We start from the raw sequence: 19,638 nt of genomic DNA, 5'->3' as shown, positions 1-19,638 counted from the left end.
TCCTGTCTTGAGCGTTGAAGGTGTGATTTCAGTGACCGGGCGCTGTTTGCCGCCAGGCCTGGGAACGGCGCAGCAAGCCGCGCGAAGCCCACGCCAGCAGCAGCGACACGCCCGCCGAGGTGAACAGAATCAGAGTCGACATCGCCGCCGCGCCGCCAACGTTGCCGGCGTCGTCCATGTTCAGCACCGCCACTGCGGCAAGGATGGTGTCGGGGCTGTAGAGGAAAATCGCCGCCGACACCGTGGTCATCGCCGAGACGAACAGGTAGCGCACGATATCCAGCAGCGCCGGCAGGCAGATCGGCACGGTCACGCGCAGGAAGTGGCGGTACAGCGGCGCCTTGAGCGACAGCGCGGCGGCTTCGAACTCGGCGTCGAGTTGGCGCAGCGCGGTGGTCGCGGTCATTTGCGCGGTAGTCAAATAATGCGCAATGGTGCAGACGATCAGCAGCGTCATCGTCCCATATAGAACGTGCAACGGGTTGCCGCTGAGATTGAAGAAGAATACGTAACCCAACCCAAGCACCAAACCCGGCACCGCCATCGGTACAAAACTGAGCATGCGCAAGGTCAGGTTCAGCCCGGGTTGGGTGCGGGTTTTCTCCATCAGATAAGCGCCAGTGAAGATCAGCACACTGCCGATCAGTGCCGTGCCCAACGCCATCTTCAAACTGTTGCTGTAGGCGAGCCAGCCACCGCCGGCGGTCTCGTTGAACTGATAGTGGTTGAGCGACAGCGACAGATTGTATGGCCAGAATTTCACCAAGGATGAGAACACCGCCATGCCAAACACCAGCAACAGCGCGGCGCTGATCAACAAGACAATCGCCAGATAGCAACCATCGCGCAGCTTGGACGGCAACGGTTTGAACACCTGTGCGCGCCCGCTCATGGAATCGCCGTGTCGACGACGCAGCCAGGCATCGACGCCAAAACTGAACAGTGCCGGCAGCAGCAACACCATGCCGATCAACGCGCCGCGCCCGAACTGTTGCTGGCCGACCACGGCTTTGTAGGCCTCAAGCGCCAGCACTTGGTAGTCGCCACCGACCACCACCGGCACCCCGAAATCGGTGATGGTCAGGGTGAACACCAGACAGAACGCGGCAAACACCGCTTGGCGCGTCGCCGGCCAGGTAATGCTGCGAAACGCCTTGGCCGGACTGGCGCCCATGCTCGACGCCGCATCGAATAACCGCGCATCGGCCAGCGACAACGCCGAGAGCAAAATCATCAGCGCATGGGGAAAGGTATAAATCACCTCGCCCAGCACAATCCCCCAGAAGCCGTAGATGTTGTCCGACAGCAGCCCGCGCAGCAGGCCCTGGTTGCCGAACAGATAGACCAGGGCAATGCCCGGCAGCATCGACGGCGCCATCAGCGGCAGCAGGGAAATCCCGCGCCAGACGCCCTTGGCCGGAATCAGCGTGCGTTGCAGCGCGTAGGCAAACAGGTAAGCCAGCGGTACGACGATGGCGGCGACGCTGAGGGAAACTTTCAAGCTGTTGCCGAGCAGCCAGTGGAAATTCGCGCTGGTCAGAAGTGTTTTCGCCGCGAGCCAGCCACCGCCCTGCCCGGCGTCATTGCTGAAGCCGCGCCAGAAGATTGCCAGCAATGGCAGCAGTACGGCGAGGCCGAGCAATACCAGCAGTAGAAGCTTGCCGCCGACCACGAACAGGCGATCGCCGATCTCGGCGCGGGACGTCGGCCGTACCCGCTTGTCCGGCAGCGGCAAGGCGATCGGGGCGCTCATCAGGCGAACACCTGCAAGCTGCGCGGCGGCAAGGCGACCATGATCTGCTGGGCGCCGAGGCGTGGCATGGCTTCGGGCGCCAATTCGGCGAGCAGCGCATGGCCCGGCAACTGATCAAGTTCGAAGCTCATGCGGCAGCGGTTGCCGAGGAAGGTGATCTCGCGAACCTTGGCCGGGAACAGGTTTTCTTCATGCACCAGCGGATTGACGTTGATCGCTTCCGGGCGGCAAAACAGTCGGCCCGACGCGCTCTGCACGCTGCCATCGGCCAGGCGCAGATTCATGCCGCCGACCTGGGCGTGGCTGTCACTGCTGCGCTGGAACGGCAGCCAGTTGCCCTGCCCGACGAACTCGGCAACAAACGGCGTGGCCGGACGGTTGTAAATTTCCTGCGGGGTGGCGTATTGCTCGACGCGGCCGTTGTTCATCACCGCAATGCGGTCGGCCATCAGCATCGCTTCGTCCTGATTGTGCGTGACCATCAGGGTGGTGATGCCCAGATTGCGCTGCAACTGGCGCAGCTCGGTGCAAAGATGTTCGCGCACACGGGCATCGAGGGCCGACATCGGCTCGTCGAGCAACAACAGCGACGGGGCCGGCGCCAACGCTCGGGCCAGGGCAACGCGCTGTTGCTGGCCGCCGGACAATTGCCCGGGATACTTTTTCTCGCTGCCGCTGAGGCCGACCAGTTCCAGCATCTGACCGACGCGACGGCGCACTTCGTCGCGACCGCTGCCAGCGAGGCCGTAGGCAATGTTCGCTTCGACGGTCAGATTGGGGAACAGCGCGTAGGACTGGAACAGAATGCCGTAATCCCGCGCCTGCGGTGCGAGGTGCGAAACGTCGCGCTCGCCCAGGTACAACTCGCCGCTGTCCTGCTTCTCCAGCCCGGCGATGCAACGCAGCAGCGTGGTCTTGCCACAGCCCGACGGGCCGAGCAGACACACCAGTTCACCGGCGGCGACATCAAGGGAGACATTATCCAGCGCGGTGAAGGCGCCGAAGCGCTTTTGCACGCCGCGCACTTTCATCGGCGCGCCGGGATGGGTCAGGGCAGTGGCGATGGCAGGATTCATGGACAAACCTCATCAAGCAGATGAGGCCAATCCTAGAGCTGTAATGCGTCCGTCATGTGGCAGTGAGGCAAAAACGGCCGATAGTGGTATTCGGGGATTTTCGTTCAAATGAAGCGTTGCCCGCCCTGGCCCCATCGCGAGCAGGCTCACTCCTACAGGGGAACGCATTCCAACTGTAGGAGTGAGCCTGCTCGCGATGGGGCCAGTCGGCACACTCGAAAATTCAGGCCGGGGACATCTCTTGGGCCAAGCCGAGGAATGCCGCCGGCAACCGCGCCCCTTTGCGCTCCTTGAGGCAATACAGATACTCCGGAATCTGCGGCGCATTCTCGATGGTCAGCACGCGCAGTTGCGGATCGTGCGGCACTTCCTGGCGGGCAATAATGCTGATGCCGATATTGCGCAGCACCGCCTCGCGGATCGACTCGCGGCTGCCGATCTCCAGTAGCGGCCCGAAGCTCACCCCGGCACTGGCCAGCAACTCTTCGGTCAGCCGCCGCGTGGTCGAACCCGATTCGCGCATCAACAGCGTATGCCCGGCCAGAGCACTCAACGCCACATGTTCGTGCGCTGCCAGCGGATGATTACGGTGCACCGCCAGCACCAGCGGATCAGTGCCCAGCACCCGACGAATCAACCGTGCATCGTCGAGCAATTGCGACGAAGCGGCGACGTCAACGCGATAATCCTCCAGCGCCTCGAGTACCTGCTGCGAGTTGCCGATTTCCACCGACACTTCCACCTGCGGCAAACGCTCGCGAAAGGTTTTTACCAGATCAAGGATGTAATATGGCGCGGTGGCGGCAATGCGCAACGTGCCCTGCACCTGGCCGCTGTTGCGCAGAAAGAACTCGATGTCCGCTTCTTGCTGCAACAGCGCTTTGACCATCGGCAGCAAGCGCGCACCTTCATCGCTGACACTCAGGCGCCGCCCACCGCGATAGAACAGTTCTACCGAGTACTGGCTCTCCAGGTTACGGATCTGCGTGGTCACGGTCGGTTGGCTGAGGCCGAGTTTCTTTGCCGCCAGCGTGATGCTGCCCAGGCGGGCGACCCTGTAAAACGCTTTCAGCTCGGCACTCAGCACAACCATCCCTCATCGTTTATTTGCGCAGCAAACGCAAACCGTTGAACACCACCAACAGGCTCACGCCCATGTCGGCGAACACCGCCATCCACATGGTGGCGAGTCCGGCGAAGGTTACCCCAAGAAAGATCGCCTTGATCACCAAAGCCAGGGCGATGTTCTGTTTCAAGATGCTGGCCGTGTTGCGCGACAGGCTGATGAATGCCGGGATCTTGCGCATATCATCATCCATCAGGGCGACATCCGCGGTTTCAATCGCCGTATCGGTACCGGCCGCAGCCATGGCGAAACCAATCTCGGCGCGGGCCAGTGCCGGAGCGTCGTTGATGCCGTCACCGACCATGCCGACCCGGTGGCCCTGCTTGTACAGATTTTCGATGGCTTGCAGTTTGTCGGTCGGCAACAAATCGCCACGCGCCTCGTCGATACCGACTTGCGCGGCAATCGCTTGGGCAGTGTGGACGTTGTCGCCGGTAAGCATCAGGGTTTTCACCCCAAGTTCATGCAATTGGCGAATCGCCTCACGACTGGTTTCCTTGACGGTGTCGGCCACTGCAAACAACGCCAACGGGCCGGACGGGTCCAACAGCAACACCACTGATTTGCCCTGTTTCTCCAGCGCAAACAGCTTTTCTTCCAGCTGCGGCGAACACAGCCCCAGTTCTTCGACCAGACGATGGTTGCCCAAGTGATAGGTCTGACCGTTGATCTCACCTTTGACGCCGCGACCGCCAAGCGCTGTGAAGTTATCCACAGTGAGCACTTCAAGATTTTTATCCACAGCGGCGTTGGCAATGGCCAGCGAAACCGGGTGATCGGAGCGCCCGGCCAAGGCAGCGGCAATTGCCGGCGCTGTGGCATCGGCGGTCGGGTCGAGCGACAGGTAGTCGGTCTGCACCGGTTTGCCGTGGGTGATCGTCCCGGTTTTATCCAGCGCCAGGTAATCGAGTTTGAAACCGCCTTCCAGGTACACGCCGCCCTTGACCAGAATGCCTTTGCGCGCCGCCGCCGCAAGGCCACTGACGATGGTCACCGGCGTGGAAATCACCAGTGCGCACGGGCAGGCAACCACCAGCAGCACCAGCGCCCGGTAGATCCAGTCAAACCATGCCGCGCCCATGAACAGCGGCGGTATCACCGCCACGGCCAAGGCAAAGACGAACACCACCGGCGTGTAGATTTTCGAGAATTGATCGACGAAGCGCTGGGTCGGTGCCCGCGCGCCCTGGGCCTGTTCGACCGCGTGAATGATCCGCGCCAGGGTCGAGTTGTTGGCCGCAGCGGTAACTGTGTACTCCAGCGAACCGGCCTGGTTGATGGTACCGGCGAAGACTTTGTCGCCGATGGTCTTGTCTACCGGCAGGCTTTCACCGGTGATCGGCGCCTGGTCGATGGTCGAACTGCCACTGGCTACTTCGCCGTCCAGGGCAATGCGCTCGCCGGGTTTCACCCGCACACGGGCGCCAAGTTCGACGCTTTTCACCTCCTGTTCGAGCCAGTTGCCATCGGCCTGCAACACCGTCGCCTGCTCTGGGGTCATCTGCATAAGACCGCTGATCGCATTGCGCGCGCGGTCCAGCGAGCGCGCTTCGATCAACTCGGCGGCGGTAAAGAGAAACATCACCATCGCCGCTTCCGGCCACTGGCCGATGAGAATTGCACCGGTCACGGCGATACTCATCAGTGCATTGATGTTGAGATTGCGGTTCTTCAGGGCGATCCAGCCCTTTTTGTAAGTGCCGAGGCCACCGCTGAGGATCGACACCAGTGCAACGACCGCCACCCCCCAGTCCGGCGCGGCGTTGGTAAAATGGATAACTTCGGCTGCCAGCGCGGTCACGCCAGACAGCGCCAGTGGCCACCAGTGCTTTTTCACTGGCGTCGGGGCCGGCGCGTCGACGCCCGCCTCCAAGGGTTCGGCGTGCATGCCGAGGGATTTGATCGCCGCCGTGATCGGTGCGGTGTCCGCCAGGTTATGGGTCACGCCGAGTACACGGTTGATCAGGTTGAATTCCAGCTGCTGAACGCCGGCCAATTTGCCCAGTTTGTTCTGGATTAGCGTTTGCTCGGTCGGACAATCCATGGCTTCGATGCGGAAACTGCTCAGCCGTGCATCGGCGCTGGTCTTTTCACTCAGTTGCACCAGCGCGGGCGCTGCGGCTTTCGACGAGCAGCAGGCGTCTTCGTGCGAATGAACCGGGGCCGGCGCAGCGGCTTTCGAACCACAGCAAGAGTCGCCGCCATGCGCATGTTTATGCACGGGCTGCGCTTTATGACTGTGATCGTGCCCGTCGCCGGGCTTGTGGGTGTGCAGGGAATCGCTCATTGGTCGCGTCCATGAAGGTGCCTGTTGCCAAGTAAAGACCCTGTAGCCACTATAGGGTCAAGCACCCTTTTGGAGATTGCCGCGATGAAGATTGGAGAACTGGCCAGACTCACCGACTGCGCCGTAGAAACCATCCGCTACTACGAGCGCGAAAACCTGCTGCCGGAACCGGCCCGCAGCGACGGCAACTACCGCGTCTACACCCAGGCCCACGCCGAGCGCCTGACCTTCATCCGCAATTGCCGCACCCTCGACATGACCCTCGAAGAAATCCGCAGCCTGCTCGCCCTGCGCGACAGCCCGCAGGATCAGTGCGAGAGCGTCAACGCGTTGATCGACGAGCATATTCAACACGTGAAGGCGCGGATTGACGGGTTACTGGCCTTGCAGACACAACTGCTCGAGCTGCGCCAGCGTTGCGGCGAAGGGCCGGAGGCGGATCAATGCGGGATTTTGCAGCGGCTGGAAGTGAGTGGCGGGGTTGTTGCGACGGAGGTTGAGCATTCCCACGTAGGCCGCAGCCACGGCCACTGACGGGCGAAGCTCGTTCCCACGCTCCGCGTGGGAATGCCGCCATGGACGCTCCGCGTCCAAAGTGGCGCAGAGCGTCACGGGATTCATACCCACGCGGAGCGTGGGAACGATCAATGGTGACTAGACCGCCATCGGCGCGGTCATCGGCGGATGGTGCTCATAGCCTTCCAGCGAGAAATCGCTCGGCTCGACCAACTCCAGCCACTCCGGCTGATACACACCCGTCTTGGCAAACTCCGGCACGCGGTCAGAGATCTTCAGCTTCGGCATGGCAAACGGCTCGCGCTTGAGCTGTTCGTTGAGCATGTCCAAGTGGTTTTCGTAGACATGGGCATCACCGATGAAATAGGTGAACCAGCGCGGCGTATAGCCGGTCAGGCGACCGATCAGGCTCAGCAGTGCGGCGCCTTCGGTGAGGTTGAACGGCGTGCCCAGACCCAGGTCGTTGGAGCGGATGTACAGGGTCAGCGAGATCTCTTTGGTCTCGACGTTCGGGTGGAACTGGTACAGCAGATGGCACGGCGGCAGGGCCATTTCATCGAGCTGGGCGCAGTTCCAGCCGTGGAACAGGATGCGGCGGCTGCCCGGATCGTTGATGATCGTGTCGACGCACTGGCGCACCTGGTCGATGGCTTTGTACAGCACCACGTAGGCCTGACCGTCTTCTTCGCCTTGGGCAATCTGCTTGTAGCCGATGCTCAAGGTTTGTTCGATGGCGGCAGTGTTGTTCAGCGGGATCTGCTTGTACGCCGGCCATTTGCGCCATTGCACGCCGTAGATTTCGCCGAGGTCGTCGTCGCCCTGACGGAACGGGTTGGCCAGCCATTGCGCGTTTTCGTTGGCGTTCTGGTCCCAGACCTTGCAGCCCAGCGCGCGGAATTGCGCGGCGTTGTTCACGCCACGCAGAAAGCCGCACATCTCGCCGATGGCCGATTTGAAGGCCATCTTGCGCGTGGTGATCGCCGGGAAGCCTTCCTGCAGATCGAAACGCAGCATCGCCCCGGGGAAACTGATGGTGTTGATGCCGGTGCGGTTGGCCTGTTTGGTGCCGTTCTGGATGACGTGCGAGACCAGTTCGAGATATTGCTTCATGAGTTACCTGTGTCCTTTGAGCCCCGGCGTCGCGCGCCGGGGTTCGTAGTTTAAGCCGTCGGGGCGAGCGGCGCTGCCGGTGCGCGACGATAGGCCAGCCAGATCAGGAACAGCCCGCCGACAATCATCGGCACACACAGTACCTGGCCCATGGTCAGCCAGTTCCACGCGAGATAACCCAACTGCGCATCCGGCACGCGAACGAACTCGACGATGAAACGGAAGATGCCATAGAACAACGCGAACATCCCGGAAACGGCCATGGTCGGGCGCGGTTTGCGCGAGAACAGCCAGAGGATCAGGAACAGCGCCACGCCTTCGAGGGCAAACTGATACAGCTGCGACGGGTGACGCGGCAGTTGCGCCGGATCGCTGAACGGCGGGAACACCATCGCCCACGGCACGTCGGTGGCCTTGCCCCACAGCTCGGCGTTGATGAAATTGCCGATACGCCCGGCGCCCAGACCGATCGGCACCATCGGCGCAACGAAGTCCATCAGCTGGAAAAACGACTTGCCATTGCGCTTGCCGAACCACAATGCCGCGAGCATCACGCCGATGAAACCGCCATGGAACGACATGCCGCCCTTCCACACCTCGAAAATCAGCGTCGGGTTGGCCAGGTACGCGCTCAGGTCATAGAACAGAACGTAACCCAGACGGCCGCCGACAATCACGCCCATCGACAACCAGAACACCAGATCGGAGAGTTTCTCCTTGGTCCATGTCGGGTCGAAGCGGTTGAGCCGACGCGACGCCAACAGCCACGCGCCGCCAATGCCGATCAGGTACATCAGACCGTACCAGTGGATTTTCAGCGGACCGATGGCCAGGGCCACCGGGTCGATCTGCGGGTAAGGCAGCATTGCGACTCCTCGTTAGAGTTGAAAGCGAAAATTCCCGGGCGACGCTGCCACCTCAGGATTAAGCCAGGATTGCCGCGCGATCAAAGCAGGAAGCTCAAACCTACGCAAAACAGCAACGCGGCGAACAGCCGCTTCAGCAAGCGCGGCGACAACCTGTGCGCCAGACGCGCGCCGAGACGGGCGAACACCATGCTGGTCAGGGCGATGCCCAGCAATGCCGGCAAATACACAAAACCGAGACTATGGGCCGGCAACAACGGATCGTGCCACCCCAGAATCATGAAACTTAATGCACTGGCCAAGGCAATCGGCAGACCGCAGGCCGACGAGGTCGCCACGGCTTGCTGCATCGGCACACTGCGCCAGGTCAGGAACGGCACGGTCAGCGAACCGCCACCGATGCCAAAAATCGCCGACGCCCAGCCAATGACGCTGCCGGCCACGGTCAGACCGAGTTTACCCGGCACCGTTCGACTGGCCTTGGGTTTGACATCCAGCGCCAATTGCACGGCTATTACCAGGGCGAACACGCCGATGATCTTTTGCAGGTTCGGCCCGGAGATCGCCTCGGCGGTCAAGGCACCGAACCCGGCGCCGAGCAGAATGCCCACGGTCATCCACATGAAGATCGGCCAGCGCACCGCGCCCCGACGGTGATGCTCACGCACGGCGTTGACCGAGGTGAAAATGATCGTCGCCAGCGAGGTACCGACCGCCAGATGCGTGAGAATCGACGGATCAAAGCCTTGCAAGGTGAAACTGAACACCAGCACCGGGACAATAATGATCCCGCCGCCAACCCCGAACAGCCCGGCCAGCACGCCTGCGCAGGCGCCCAGCGCCAGATAGAGCAGAAATTCCATGTCCTTCTCCCAGACGCATCCCCGAAACAGGAGCGGCATGGTAACGGATGCGCGGCCTTCTGCTCCACTGGCGATGGATGCACGGGCGCCGGATGCGTAGAGTGAGCAAAAAACACACAAGGACCGCCTTATGTGCCTGATTGTTTTCGCCTGGCGCCCGGGCCATGCCCTGCCGCTGATCGTCGCGGCCAACCGTGACGAATTCTACGCCCGGCCAAGCCTGCCGCTGGCGCCGTGGCCGGAAGCGCCGCATGTGCAGGCTGGGCGTGATCTTGAAGCTGGCGGCACCTGGCTGGGAATTGGTGCCAACGGGCGCTTTGCTGCGCTAACGAATATCCGCGATCCGCAGCAGCCGCCGGCGACCAAATCCCGTGGCGAACTGGTGGCGCGGTTTCTCGTGGATGATCTGTCGATTGATGATTATTTGCGCGATGTGGTCGGTCGTTCGGCGGAGTACGCCGGGTTCAACCTGTTGCTCGGCAATGCCCATGAGCTGTGGCACTTCAATGCTCGGGCGTCGGAGCCGGTGATGCTTGAGCCTGGGATTTATGGGTTATCCAACGCGGGGCTGGATACGCCGTGGCCTAAACTGCTCAAGGCCAAGGCTGCGTTGAACGCGGTGCTGGACGATCCGCAGCCGGAGCGGCTGTTGGCGTTGTTGAGCGATGCGCAGACCGCGCCGGAGGCCGAGTTGCCGAACACCGGGGTGGGGCTGGCGACAGAATCGCTGCTGTCGAGTGTATTCATTGCCAGCCAGAGTTACGGGACGCGGGCGAGTACGGCGTTGATTGTGCAGGCGGACGGGACGCGGCGGATGGTGGAGCGCAGTTTCGGGCCGTATGGCGGGCACTTGGGTGAGGTGGAGATCACTATTTGAAGCGACATCAATGTGGGGCGAGGGAGGCTTGTCGAATCGTCGCACCGTCCCGCTCGGCTGCGCAGCAGTCGCAACAGACAAATGTGATGACATTGGCCCGATTGGGAGCGCTTCGCACTCCAGCGGGAGCAAGCTCCCTCGCCACAGACCCATCAGCGACTAGAGGGCCTTGGTGACCACAGGCGGATTCATCTTGGCCAAGCCGAGATTTTTCAGCGCCAACTGCAGTGAGCTGTGGATAACTTGCGGGTTATCGATGGTCATCAGCTCAGCCAGCAACGCCTGGGCCTTGCTCAGATTGACCTGGCGCAACATCCATTTCACCTTCGGCAGGTTGGTGGCGTTCATTGACAGGCTGTCGAAGCCCATCGCCATCAGCAGCACCGCCGCCGCCGGATCACCGGCCATTTCGCCGCAGATGCTCACCGGTTTGCCTTCGGCATGGGCGTCGCGCACCACGGTTTGCAGGGCTTGCAGCACCGCCGGGTGCAGGTAGTCGTAGAGATCGGCCACCCGCGGGTTGTTGCGATCGACCGCCAGCAAATACTGGGTCAAGTCGTTGGAGCCGACGGACAGGAAGTCGACCATTCGCGCCAGTTCTTTGGTCTGGTAAACGGCTGCGGGAATTTCGATCATCACCCCGATCGGCGGCATCGGCACGTCGGTGCCTTCGTCGCGCACCTCGCCCCAGGCACGGTGAATCAGGTGCAGGGCTTCTTCGAGTTCGTGGGTGCCGGAGATCATCGGCAGCAGAATCCGCAGGTTGTTCAGGCCTTCGCTGGCCTTGAGCATCGCGCGGGTCTGCACCAGGAAAATTTCCGGGTGATCGAGGGTGACGCGGATACCGCGCCAGCCCAGGAACGGGTTGTCTTCCTTGATCGGAAAGTACGACAGCGACTTGTCACCGCCGATGTCGAGGCTGCGCATGGTCACCGGCTGCGGGTGGAACGCGGCGAGCTGTTCGCGGTAGATCGCCAGTTGTTCCTTCTCGCTCGGGAAGCGCTGGTTGATCATGAACGGCACTTCGGTGCGGTACAGACCGACCCCTTCAGCGCCACGCTTCTGCGCCCGCGCCACATCGGCGAGCAGGCCGGTGTTGACCCACAGCGGCATGCGGTGACCATCGAGGGTCACGCACGGCAGGTCGCGCAAGGTGTCGAGGCCCAGCGCCAGTTGTTTCTCTTCTTCGACGACTTCGGCGAACTGCTTGCGCAGCACTTCGCTCGGGTTGGTGTAGACCTCGCCACGGGTGCCGTCGACGATCATTTCGATGCCGTCGACCTTGGCGTACGGCAGGTCGACCAGGCCCATCACCGTCGGAATGCCCATGGCCCGGGCCAGAATCGCGACGTGGGAGTTACCCGAACCGAGTACCGAGACCAGACCGACCAGCGTGCCTTCCGGCACCTCGCCGAGCATCGCCGGCGTCAGTTCTTCGCTGACCAGAATGGTTTTTTCCGGGTAGACCAGGTTCTGCTGACGCTCTTCCTGCAGATAGGCGAGCAGACGGCGGCCAAGGTCTTTGACGTCCGAGGCACGCTCGCGCAGGTAGGCGTCGTCCATCAGTTCGAAACGGTTGACGTGCTCAGTGACCACCTGACGCAGCGCGCCCTGAGCCCACTGCCCCGTCTTGATCACGGTGGTGATTTCGCTGCCCAGCGAGGCATCGTCGAGCATCATCAGGTAGACGTCGAACAGCGCGCGCTCTTCCGGGCGCAACTGGGTCGCCAGCTTGGCGGACAACGCGCGCATGTCGGCGCGCACGCCTTCGATGGCGGTCTTGAACAGCGCCAGCTCAGCGTTGATGTCGGTGATGGTCTTGTCCGGCACCACGTCCAGATCCGCCGGCGGCAGCATGACCACCGCAGTACCGACGGCAGCACCCGGTGAACCCGGCACGCCGACGAACTTGGCTTCCTGTATGCCTTTGCCCTGACGGCCCAGACCACGGATCGAGCCGGTGGCCTCGGCGTGGGCGATGACGCCGGCGAGCTGCGCGCTCATGGTCACGAGGAAGGCTTCTTCACCTTCGTCGAACTGGCGCCGCTCTTTCTGCTGGATGACCAACACGCCGACGACGCGGCGGTGGTGGATGATCGGTGCACCGAGGAACGAGGCGTAACGCTCTTCACCGGTTTCGGCGAAGTAGCGATAACGCGGGTGATCCGCGGCGTTTTCGAGGTTCAGGGGTTCTTCACGCGTGCCGACCAGACCGACCAGACCTTCGTTGGGAGCCATGCTGACCTTGCCGATCGAGCGCTTGTTCAAGCCCTCGGTGGCCATCAGGACAAAGCGGTTGGTCTCGGGGTCAAGCAGGTAGACCGAGCAGACCTGGCTGCCCATGGCCTCTTTGACGCGCAACACAATAATCCCCAACGCCGCCTTGAGATCCTTGGCGGAGTTAACTTCCTGGACGATCTTGCGCAGCGTATTGAGCATGGCTCGGGGTCGAACTCCGTCGTCAGTCGCGCGCTAAAAGGCGCGGGGCAAGCTCTTTGAGGGCGCGGCGATACACCTCGCGCTTGAATGTCACCACCTGGCCCAACGGATACCAATAGCTGACCCAGCGCCAGCCATCGAACTCCGGTTTACCGGTCAAATCCATCCGCACCCGCTGCTCGTTGGAGATCAGGCGCAGGAGAAACCATTTCTGTTTCTGGCCGATGCACAGCGGTTGGCTGTGGGTACGCACCAGACGTTGCGGCAAACGATAGCGCAACCAGCCTCGGGTACAGGCCAGTATTTCAACATCTTCACGTTCCAGGCCAACTTCTTCGTTCAGCTCGCGGTACAAGGCGTCTTCCGGCGTCTCCTCGGGGTTGATGCCCCCTTGCGGAAACTGCCAGGCGTCCTGATTGATACGGCGAGCCCATAGCACCTGGCCGGCGTCATTCGTCAGAATGATCCCGACATTGGGGCGGAAACCATCGGGGTCGATCACGGCAACAACCTCGCAAACGCATGTCGCCGCATTGTTCCACAAAGCTTGATCAGGCGGCAACGAAGGTTCCTACCTTATGTGCACTCTTGTGAAAAGACCGTATTCTTGTCGCCTTTTTACTGACTTTTCAGCGGGTAACTGCAATGCGCCTGGCTCTATTCGATTTGGACAACACCCTTCTGGGCGGCGACAGCGATCACGCCTGGGGCGATTATCTGTGCGAGCGCGGCTTCCTCGACCCGATCGCCTACAAGGCGCGCAACGACGAGTTCTATCAGGATTACCTGGCCGGCAAGCTGGATAACGCCGCCTACCTGAACTTCTGCCTGGAAATTCTCGGCCGCACCGAAATGGCCGTGCTTGATCAATGGCACAGCGATTACATGCGCGACTGCATCGAGCCGATTGTGCTGCCCAAGGCGCTGGAGTTGCTCAAGCAACACCGCGACGCCGGCGACAAACTGGTGATCATCACCGCGACCAACCGCTTCGTCACCGCACCGATCGCCGCGCGCCTGGGCGTCGAAACCCTGATCGCTACCGAGTGCGAGATGGTCGATGGCCGCTACAGCGGGCGCAGCACTGACATCCCGTGCTTCCGTGAAGGCAAGGTGACGCGGCTCAATCGTTGGCTGGAAGAGACTGGTTATTCGCTTGAGGACAGCTATTTCTATAGCGATTCGATGAATGACTTGCCGTTGCTGGAGCAGGTGGCGAATCCCGTTGCTGTGGATCCGGATCCGAATTTGCGCGCCGAAGCCGAGAAGCGTGGCTGGCCGGTGATTTCGTTGCGCGGCTGACATCGCTATCGCGAGCAGGCTCACTCCTACAAGGGAACGCATTTCAAATGTAGGAGTGAGCCTGCTCGCGATCGGGCCAACCCGGTCTCAAGCCTTAAACCGGCTTGGCCCCCATCAACGCCGCTATGGCGACAAATCCGACGCCGCTGACAATCGCCAGCGCCAGATTGAATGTCCGATTGCCCTTTCCGCTTGTCCACAGCCGATTCAGCCGAACCAGCAGCCAGACCGCACTGAACGCGGCCACGGCATAGATCACGCTGGACCCCAGGATCCACAATTGCCCCAACGGCCAGCCAACCAGGTGCACCAGCCACCAGCCAGTGAACGGCATGCTGAGCATAGCGATCAGCATCAAACACCAGATAAACAGCCAAGGCCGCTGCATCGTGCTGGCCGCCCCTTCGCTGCGATTACGCCAGGTCAGGGCGGCAAGCCCCAGTCCGCTCGCGAGTATGACTACGGTCGCCGCGACGTGAAGGACTTTCAGGGTAGTCAGGGTTTCCATGCAGTTCTCATCCGTAGGTCCATGCCCATCAGCGTAGCCGCTCAGCCGAGAAACAGCTGATAAGCCGGGTTGTCGCTTTCGTCCCAGTACGGGTAGCCGATTTCAGCCAGCGCCGCCGGCACCAGATGACGCTCGTCATGGGGCACTTGCAGGCCGGCGACCACGCGGCCGTCCGCCGCGCCGTGGTTGCGGTAGTGGAACATCGAAATGTTCCAGCGCCCGCCGAGCTTGTTGAGGAAGTTGAACAGCGCGCCCGGACGTTCCGGGAATTCGAAGCGCAGCACCACTTCATCGACCACCTGCGCCGCGCGACCGCCGACCATATGGCGGATGTGCAGCTTGGCCAGCTCATTGTCGGTCAGGTCGATCACCGGGAAGCCCTGCTCGGTCAGGCTCGCCAGCAAGGCGCTGCGCGGGTCGTTGTCGGGGTGGGTCTGCACGCCGACGAAGATGTGCGCTTCGCTGCCGGTGTTGTAGCGGTAGTTGAATTCAGTGATCTGGCGCTTGCCGATGGCCTCGCAGAAGGCTTTGAAGCTGCCGGCTTTCTCAGGGATGGTCACAGCGATGATCGCCTCGCGACCCTCGCCCAGTTCGGCGCGTTCGGCGACGTGGCGCAAACGGTCGAAGTTGACGTTGGCGCCGGAGTCAATGGCGACAAAGGTCTGGCCGCTGACACCGCGCTGCTCGACGTACTTCTTGATCCCGGCCACGCCCAACGCGCCAGCAGGTTCGGTGATCGAGCGGGTATCGTCGTAGATGTCCTTGATGGCCGCGCAGATCTCGTCAGTGCTGACGGTGATCACTTCATCGACGTAATCCTTGCAGATGTCGAAGGTGTGCTGGCCGATCTGCGCCACCGCCACGCCGTCGGCGAAGATGCCCACGGTCGGCAGGACAACGCGCTCACCGGCGGCCATGGCCGCTTGCAGGCAGTTGGAGTCGTCGGGTTCGACGCCAATCACCTTGATGTCTGGCCGTAGATATTTGACGTACGCGGCGATGCCGGCGATCAGCCCGCCGCCGCCGACCGGGACGAAAATCGCGTCCAGAGGTTGCGGGTGCTGACGCAGAATCTCCATCGCCACGGTGCCCTGCCCGGCAATGGTGTGCGGATCGTCGTAGGGATGGATGTAGACGTAGCCTTTCTCGTCGACCAGTTTCAGCGAGTAGGCCAGCGCCTCGGGAAACGAATCACCGTGCAGCACTACTTTGCCGCCCCGCGAGCGCACGCCTTCAACCTTGATTTCCGGAGTGGTCTTGGGCATGACGATGGTGGCTTTGACGCCCAACACTTTCGCCGCCAGAGCCAGACCCTGCGCATGATTGCCCGCCGAAGCAGTGACCACGCCACGGGCGCGTTCTGCGTCGCTCAGTTGGGTCAACTTGTTGTAGGCGCCGCGAATCTTGAACGAGAACACGGGCTGCAAGTCTTCGCGCTTGAGCCAGATGTCGTTGCCCAGCCGCTCGGAGAGCTGGCGAGCGTTGTGCAGCGGGGTTTCTACGGCAACGTCATAAACGCGCGAGGTGAGGATCTTCTTGACGTACTGTTCGAGCATCGGAAAGCATCACTGAGCGGGTTGGGCGGGACCGGGGAGTCTAACCCGGCTTTCAACCGGACGACCACACTAAACAGGTGGTTTTAAGGTCTGGAAAGCCATTCTTGAGTGAGCACCATTGTGGCGAGGGGATTTATCCCCGTTGGAGTGCGAAGCGCTCCCCTGCATTTTTTCAGTTACACCGCGTTCCTGGGTTTTACGACGACTGCGCCGCCGAACGGGGATAAATCCCCTCGCCACAGGGTGTTTCCCCCTGCACCACCGCGGGGCCTATAATGCCGGCCTTTCTGCCCACCCCTTGCCCGCTTCCGGAGCCCGCATGACCCAGGATCAACTCAAACAGGCCGTAGCCCAGGCCGCCGTCGACTTCATCCTGCCGAAACTCGACGACAAGAGTATCGTCGGCGTCGGCACCGGCTCCACCGCCAACTGCTTCATCGATGCCCTGGCCCAGCACAAGGGCGCGTTCGATGGCGCGGTCGCCAGCTCCGAAGCCACCGCCGCACGCCTCAAGGGCCATGGCATTCCGGTGTATGAGCTCAATACCGTCAGCGACCTGGAGTTTTACGTCGACGGCGCCGATGAAAGCGACGCGCACCTGAACCTGATCAAGGGCGGCGGCGCGGCCCTGACCCGCGAGAAGATCGTCGCCGCCGTGGCCAAGACGTTCATCTGCATCGCCGACGCCAGCAAACTGGTGCCAGTGCTCGGTGAATTCCCGCTGCCGGTGGAAGTGATCCCGATGGCGCGCAGCCACGTCGCTCGCCAATTGGTCAAACTCGGTGGCGACCCGGTGTACCGCGAAGGCGTGCTGACCGACAACGGCAACATCATCCTCGACGTGTTCAACCTGCAGATCACCAACCCGGTGGAGCTGGAAGCGCAGATCAACGCCATTGTCGGCGTGGTCACCAATGGCCTGTTCGCGGCGCGCCCGGCGGATTTGTTGTTGCTGGGCACGAGTGAAGGCGTGAAGACCCTCAAGGCTGAATAAATGTCTTCAGGCGGTGAAATTCCTCTGTAGGAGTGAGCCTGCTCGCGATAGCGGTCTGTCAGTCGACATAAATATCAACTGACAGACCGCTATCGCGAGCAGGCTCACTCCTACAAAGGTTTTGTGGTGTTGGTTAGTTTTGTGCAGGCTTTTTGAAGACGTAGAACAGATTCGGCTCGCTCACCAGGTACAACGTCCCGTCATCGTCCATCGCAATCCCCTCGGCCTGCGGCACGGTTTTCTGCAAACCCTGACGTCCGCCGCTGATGGACATAGTGCTCAACGGTCGCCCGTCGACATCCAGCTCGATAATCAACCGCGATTCGTCTGACAGCGCCAGCAGGTGCCCGCTGCGTTCGTCGTACTGCAAGCTCGACAGATCACGCACGAACATCCCGGCATCACGCTTGGGGTTGTTGATCACGTGCACGGCGTAGGTTTTGTCCGGTTTGAAATGCGGAAAGCCGTGGACTTCATAGATCAGCATCGGGTCGCGCTCTTTCGCCACGAACAGCCGTTTACCCACTGAATCGTAAGCCAGCCCCTCAAAACCCTTGTTGCTGGCCATGTGCACGCCGAGCGTCATTTGCTCGGCATCCTCGGCATCGAGAAACGTCGTGTCGGCGTCGAGGTGGATCTTGATCAGTCGCTGCTGGCGCTCGTCGGTGATGACATAAGTGTCAGCGCTGATGTACTCCACCGCTTCGGGATCGCCAAAGCCGACCAGAGCAATGCGTCGCAGGATCTTGCCTTCCAGCGACAGTTCGATCAGTTCAGAGTTTTTGTTGGTGACGGTGAACAGGCTTTTGCGCACCGGATCGTAGGTCAGCGCCGAGACGTCATCGTCGAGCCCGTCGATCGGCCGCGCCTCGATCGCCACCCGATACTGACCCAGCCCGATCGCCTCGCTGCTCAACGGCTGCCACAACGTGTGCAGGTTGAACCAGGCGCGCTCGAACAGGCGCAGGTATTGGCCGACCGCGATCAACGCGATCAGGGCAATTACCGACAAGAGGATGACCAGCGGTTTGGGACGGGCAAGTCGACGCATTCGGGCAGGCTCGGATTCAAAACAGGCCGATGAAATATCATGCCCGTCTGAACTGAAGCTTAATGGCCACTTGCCTGCCACGACAACCGCACAATTCCGCGATTGTCGTAGGGAAAGTTACCGGTGCTTTTCGAAACGGTAGAACAGGTTCGGCTCACTGACGATGTACAGGGTGCCGGCCTCGTCCATGGTCACGCCTTCGGCGCGGGGGATGGTGTCTTTCAAACCGTTGAAATTGCCGAGCAGGGTCATGAAGCTGACTTGTTCGCCGGTCTCGTCCAGTTCCAGCAACAGGTGCGAATCGGCCGACAACACCAGCCAATGGCCGGTGCGCGGATCGACGGCCAACGCCGAAAGATTGCGGATATCCAACTCATCGCTGGGCAGTTTTTGCTTGTCACCCGTCAACGTCTGGCTACCGTCGCTTTTCCAGGTGAACAGCGCCGGCGGCCGCTCTTCACCCAGCACCAGTTGCTGATTGCGCGGATCCCAAGCGATGGCTTCGAAGGCTTTGTTCTGGTCTTTCGACGGGCCGAGGTCGTATTTGGGGAAGTCGGCGATGTTCAGCTCGCGAGTCGCGGCATCGACCTTGACGATCGACAGCGTGTGTTGACGCTCATCGACGATCGCCAGCAGACCGTTCTCCATCACCGTCAGGCCTTCCGGATTGCTCCAGCCCACCAGCGGCATTTTGCGCAGCACCTCGCCTTGCAGGCTGAGTTCGGCGAGAAACGGATTTTTGCCCATCACTGAAAACAGGGTTTTGGTCTGCGGGCTGTAGGCCAGGTCCGAAGCTTCGTCCTTCTCCATGCCCGGCAGTGGCTTGGCATCGATCACCACTTGGTAGTCCGGCAGCCAGACGCTCTCCTTCTGCTCGGCCTTGCTCTCGAAGCGTTCCAGCACCCAGAGCACGCCGCGATCGTCCCAGTGCATGGCGAACGCCAGCCCATAGACCGCAGCGATGATCAACAACAGCCAGGCGTACCAGCGCAGGGCGAAACGGGAGCGACGTGTGGGTTTCTGCTGAGTTTGAGAGGACATCAAGGGACGCGTTCCGTAAATTCAGGCCAAGGGTAATAGCACAAACAGGCCGGCTCAGACGCCAGAATGGCGGAAATTATCCAGAGAGGATGTGAAAAAAACGGGAAATGGCGGGATTGGCGTGTGCGTTTGCCAGCCGCTACACATTATCGATATGGAATGGCCCTTGTGGCGAGGGGATTTATCCCCGTTGGCGCGCGAAGCGGGCCCAAAAATCTTAGGCCTGCTGCGCAGTCCAACGGGGATAAATCCCCTCGCCACAAAGCTCACTCC

Annotated in this window: 17 protein-coding genes; 4 read left to right on the top strand and 13 right to left on the bottom strand. The window is 61.4% G+C overall.

Translation table 11 applies throughout. The features are described 5' to 3' along the window. Positions 1-28: 28 nt before the first annotated feature. The 4 genes from HU739_RS19400 to HU739_RS19385 form a co-directional block, all read right to left on the bottom strand. On the bottom strand, positions 29-1,753 hold the full coding sequence (locus HU739_RS19400; protein ID WP_186551236.1) for a putative 2-aminoethylphosphonate ABC transporter permease subunit: 1,725 nt from the start codon (positions 1,751-1,753) through the stop codon (positions 29-31). After that, on the bottom strand, positions 1,753-2,829 hold the full coding sequence (locus HU739_RS19395; RefSeq protein ID WP_186551237.1) for a putative 2-aminoethylphosphonate ABC transporter ATP-binding protein: 1,077 nt from the start codon (positions 2,827-2,829) through the stop codon (positions 1,753-1,755). Before HU739_RS19395 ends, HU739_RS19400 begins: the two co-directional genes overlap by 1 nt. A gap of 223 nt (positions 2,830-3,052) precedes the next feature. Then, positions 3,053-3,916 carry a LysR family transcriptional regulator gene (locus HU739_RS19390; RefSeq protein WP_186551269.1) on the bottom strand — a complete coding sequence of 288 codons (864 nt, stop codon included), beginning with the start codon at positions 3,914-3,916 and terminating at the stop codon, positions 3,053-3,055. Positions 3,917-3,932: 16 nt separating this feature from the next. Beyond that, positions 3,933-6,242, bottom strand: coding sequence for a heavy metal translocating P-type ATPase (locus tag HU739_RS19385; protein WP_186551238.1), 2,310 nt, complete (start codon positions 6,240-6,242; stop codon positions 3,933-3,935). 84 nt (positions 6,243-6,326) lie between these two features. Between HU739_RS19385 and cadR the strand changes: the two genes are divergently transcribed. Then, positions 6,327-6,776 (top strand): Cd(II)/Pb(II)-responsive transcriptional regulator, encoded by a 450-nt coding sequence (cadR, locus tag HU739_RS19380; RefSeq protein ID WP_186551239.1) that lies wholly within the window; start codon positions 6,327-6,329, stop codon positions 6,774-6,776. Positions 6,777-6,896: 120 nt separating this feature from the next. Here the strand turns inward: cadR and HU739_RS19375 are convergent, their stop codons facing one another. The 3 genes from HU739_RS19375 to HU739_RS19365 form a co-directional block, all read right to left on the bottom strand. Further along, positions 6,897-7,868 carry a thymidylate synthase gene (locus tag HU739_RS19375; RefSeq protein WP_186551240.1) on the bottom strand — a complete coding sequence of 324 codons (972 nt, stop codon included), beginning with the start codon at positions 7,866-7,868 and terminating at the stop codon, positions 6,897-6,899. Between the two features lie 50 nt (positions 7,869-7,918). After that, on the bottom strand, positions 7,919-8,734 hold the full coding sequence (lgt, locus tag HU739_RS19370; RefSeq protein ID WP_090287239.1) for a prolipoprotein diacylglyceryl transferase: 816 nt from the start codon (positions 8,732-8,734) through the stop codon (positions 7,919-7,921). An 80-nt stretch (positions 8,735-8,814) separates the two neighbouring features. Continuing rightward, complete coding sequence (locus HU739_RS19365) at positions 8,815-9,597, bottom strand: sulfite exporter TauE/SafE family protein (RefSeq protein WP_186551241.1); 783 nt, start codon at positions 9,595-9,597, stop codon at positions 8,815-8,817. 130 nt (positions 9,598-9,727) lie between these two features. Between HU739_RS19365 and HU739_RS19360 the strand changes: the two genes are divergently transcribed. Continuing rightward, positions 9,728-10,474: an NRDE family protein gene (locus tag HU739_RS19360; protein WP_186551242.1), complete on the top strand. Its 747-nt coding sequence runs from the start codon at positions 9,728-9,730 to the stop codon at positions 10,472-10,474. Positions 10,475-10,633: 159 nt separating this feature from the next. Here the strand turns inward: HU739_RS19360 and ptsP are convergent, their stop codons facing one another. Together ptsP and HU739_RS19350 are read right to left on the bottom strand one after the other, a co-directional pair. After that, the gene (gene ptsP, locus HU739_RS19355; protein WP_186551243.1) at positions 10,634-12,913 is read right to left on the bottom strand and encodes a phosphoenolpyruvate--protein phosphotransferase; all 2,280 of its coding nucleotides are present in this window, start codon (positions 12,911-12,913) and stop codon (positions 10,634-10,636) included. A 22-nt stretch (positions 12,914-12,935) separates the two neighbouring features. Continuing rightward, complete coding sequence (locus HU739_RS19350) at positions 12,936-13,415, bottom strand: RNA pyrophosphohydrolase (protein ID WP_003229203.1); 480 nt, start codon at positions 13,413-13,415, stop codon at positions 12,936-12,938. A 143-nt stretch (positions 13,416-13,558) separates the two neighbouring features. Here HU739_RS19350 and HU739_RS19345 point away from each other — a divergent pair, with 143 nt between their 5' ends. Continuing rightward, positions 13,559-14,215: a histidinol-phosphatase gene (locus HU739_RS19345; RefSeq protein ID WP_186551244.1), complete on the top strand. Its 657-nt coding sequence runs from the start codon at positions 13,559-13,561 to the stop codon at positions 14,213-14,215. Positions 14,216-14,309: 94 nt separating this feature from the next. Here the strand turns inward: HU739_RS19345 and HU739_RS19340 are convergent, their stop codons facing one another. Further along, positions 14,310-14,723, bottom strand: coding sequence for a DUF2269 family protein (locus HU739_RS19340; RefSeq protein WP_186551245.1), 414 nt, complete (start codon positions 14,721-14,723; stop codon positions 14,310-14,312). Between the two features lie 41 nt (positions 14,724-14,764). Continuing rightward, a complete protein-coding gene (ilvA, locus tag HU739_RS19335; RefSeq protein ID WP_186551246.1) occupies positions 14,765-16,279 on the bottom strand; it encodes a threonine ammonia-lyase, biosynthetic in 1,515 nt (504 codons plus the stop codon). 319 nt (positions 16,280-16,598) lie between these two features. Here ilvA and rpiA point away from each other — a divergent pair, with 319 nt between their 5' ends. Then, positions 16,599-17,273 carry a ribose-5-phosphate isomerase RpiA gene (gene rpiA, locus HU739_RS19330; protein ID WP_007913886.1) on the top strand — a complete coding sequence of 225 codons (675 nt, stop codon included), beginning with the start codon at positions 16,599-16,601 and terminating at the stop codon, positions 17,271-17,273. Positions 17,274-17,406: 133 nt separating this feature from the next. Here rpiA and HU739_RS19325 read toward each other — a convergent pair whose 3' ends face one another. After that, positions 17,407-18,324, bottom strand: coding sequence for an SdiA-regulated domain-containing protein (locus HU739_RS19325; RefSeq protein ID WP_186551247.1), 918 nt, complete (start codon positions 18,322-18,324; stop codon positions 17,407-17,409). A 117-nt stretch (positions 18,325-18,441) separates the two neighbouring features. Further along, positions 18,442-19,365 carry an SdiA-regulated domain-containing protein gene (locus HU739_RS19320; RefSeq protein ID WP_186551248.1) on the bottom strand — a complete coding sequence of 308 codons (924 nt, stop codon included), beginning with the start codon at positions 19,363-19,365 and terminating at the stop codon, positions 18,442-18,444. Positions 19,366-19,638: the final 273 nt, after the last annotated feature.

It is taken from the genome of Pseudomonas hamedanensis (genome assembly GCF_014268595.2).
Classification (GTDB): Bacteria; Pseudomonadota; Gammaproteobacteria; order Pseudomonadales; family Pseudomonadaceae; genus Aquipseudomonas; species Aquipseudomonas hamedanensis.
Note: the sequence above shows the minus strand (reverse complement) of the source record. Positions and strands in the feature narration are given on the sequence as shown.

Coding starts and splice junctions, on each gene's coding strand:
- HU739_RS19375 (WP_186551240.1), bottom strand. CDS start 7,868: ATGAAGCAATATCTCGAACTGGTCTCGCACGTCATCCAGAACGGCACC.
- cadR (WP_186551239.1), top strand. CDS start 6,327: ATGAAGATTGGAGAACTGGCCAGACTCACCGACTGCGCCGTAGAAACC.
- ilvA (WP_186551246.1), bottom strand. CDS start 16,279: ATGCTCGAACAGTACGTCAAGAAGATCCTCACCTCGCGCGTTTATGAC.
- HU739_RS19400 (WP_186551236.1), bottom strand. CDS start 1,753: ATGAGCGCCCCGATCGCCTTGCCGCTGCCGGACAAGCGGGTACGGCCG.
- HU739_RS19395 (WP_186551237.1), bottom strand. CDS start 2,829: ATGAATCCTGCCATCGCCACTGCCCTGACCCATCCCGGCGCGCCGATG.
- HU739_RS19320 (WP_186551248.1), bottom strand. CDS start 19,365: ATGTCCTCTCAAACTCAGCAGAAACCCACACGTCGCTCCCGTTTCGCC.
- HU739_RS19340 (WP_186551245.1), bottom strand. CDS start 14,723: ATGGAAACCCTGACTACCCTGAAAGTCCTTCACGTCGCGGCGACCGTA.
- HU739_RS19385 (WP_186551238.1), bottom strand. CDS start 6,242: ATGAGCGATTCCCTGCACACCCACAAGCCCGGCGACGGGCACGATCAC.
- ptsP (WP_186551243.1), bottom strand. CDS start 12,913: ATGCTCAATACGCTGCGCAAGATCGTCCAGGAAGTTAACTCCGCCAAG.
- HU739_RS19365 (WP_186551241.1), bottom strand. CDS start 9,597: ATGGAATTTCTGCTCTATCTGGCGCTGGGCGCCTGCGCAGGCGTGCTG.
- lgt (WP_090287239.1), bottom strand. CDS start 8,734: ATGCTGCCTTACCCGCAGATCGACCCGGTGGCCCTGGCCATCGGTCCG.
- HU739_RS19345 (WP_186551244.1), top strand. CDS start 13,559: ATGCGCCTGGCTCTATTCGATTTGGACAACACCCTTCTGGGCGGCGAC.
- HU739_RS19325 (WP_186551247.1), bottom strand. CDS start 18,324: ATGCGTCGACTTGCCCGTCCCAAACCGCTGGTCATCCTCTTGTCGGTA.
- HU739_RS19360 (WP_186551242.1), top strand. CDS start 9,728: ATGTGCCTGATTGTTTTCGCCTGGCGCCCGGGCCATGCCCTGCCGCTG.
- rpiA (WP_007913886.1), top strand. CDS start 16,599: ATGACCCAGGATCAACTCAAACAGGCCGTAGCCCAGGCCGCCGTCGAC.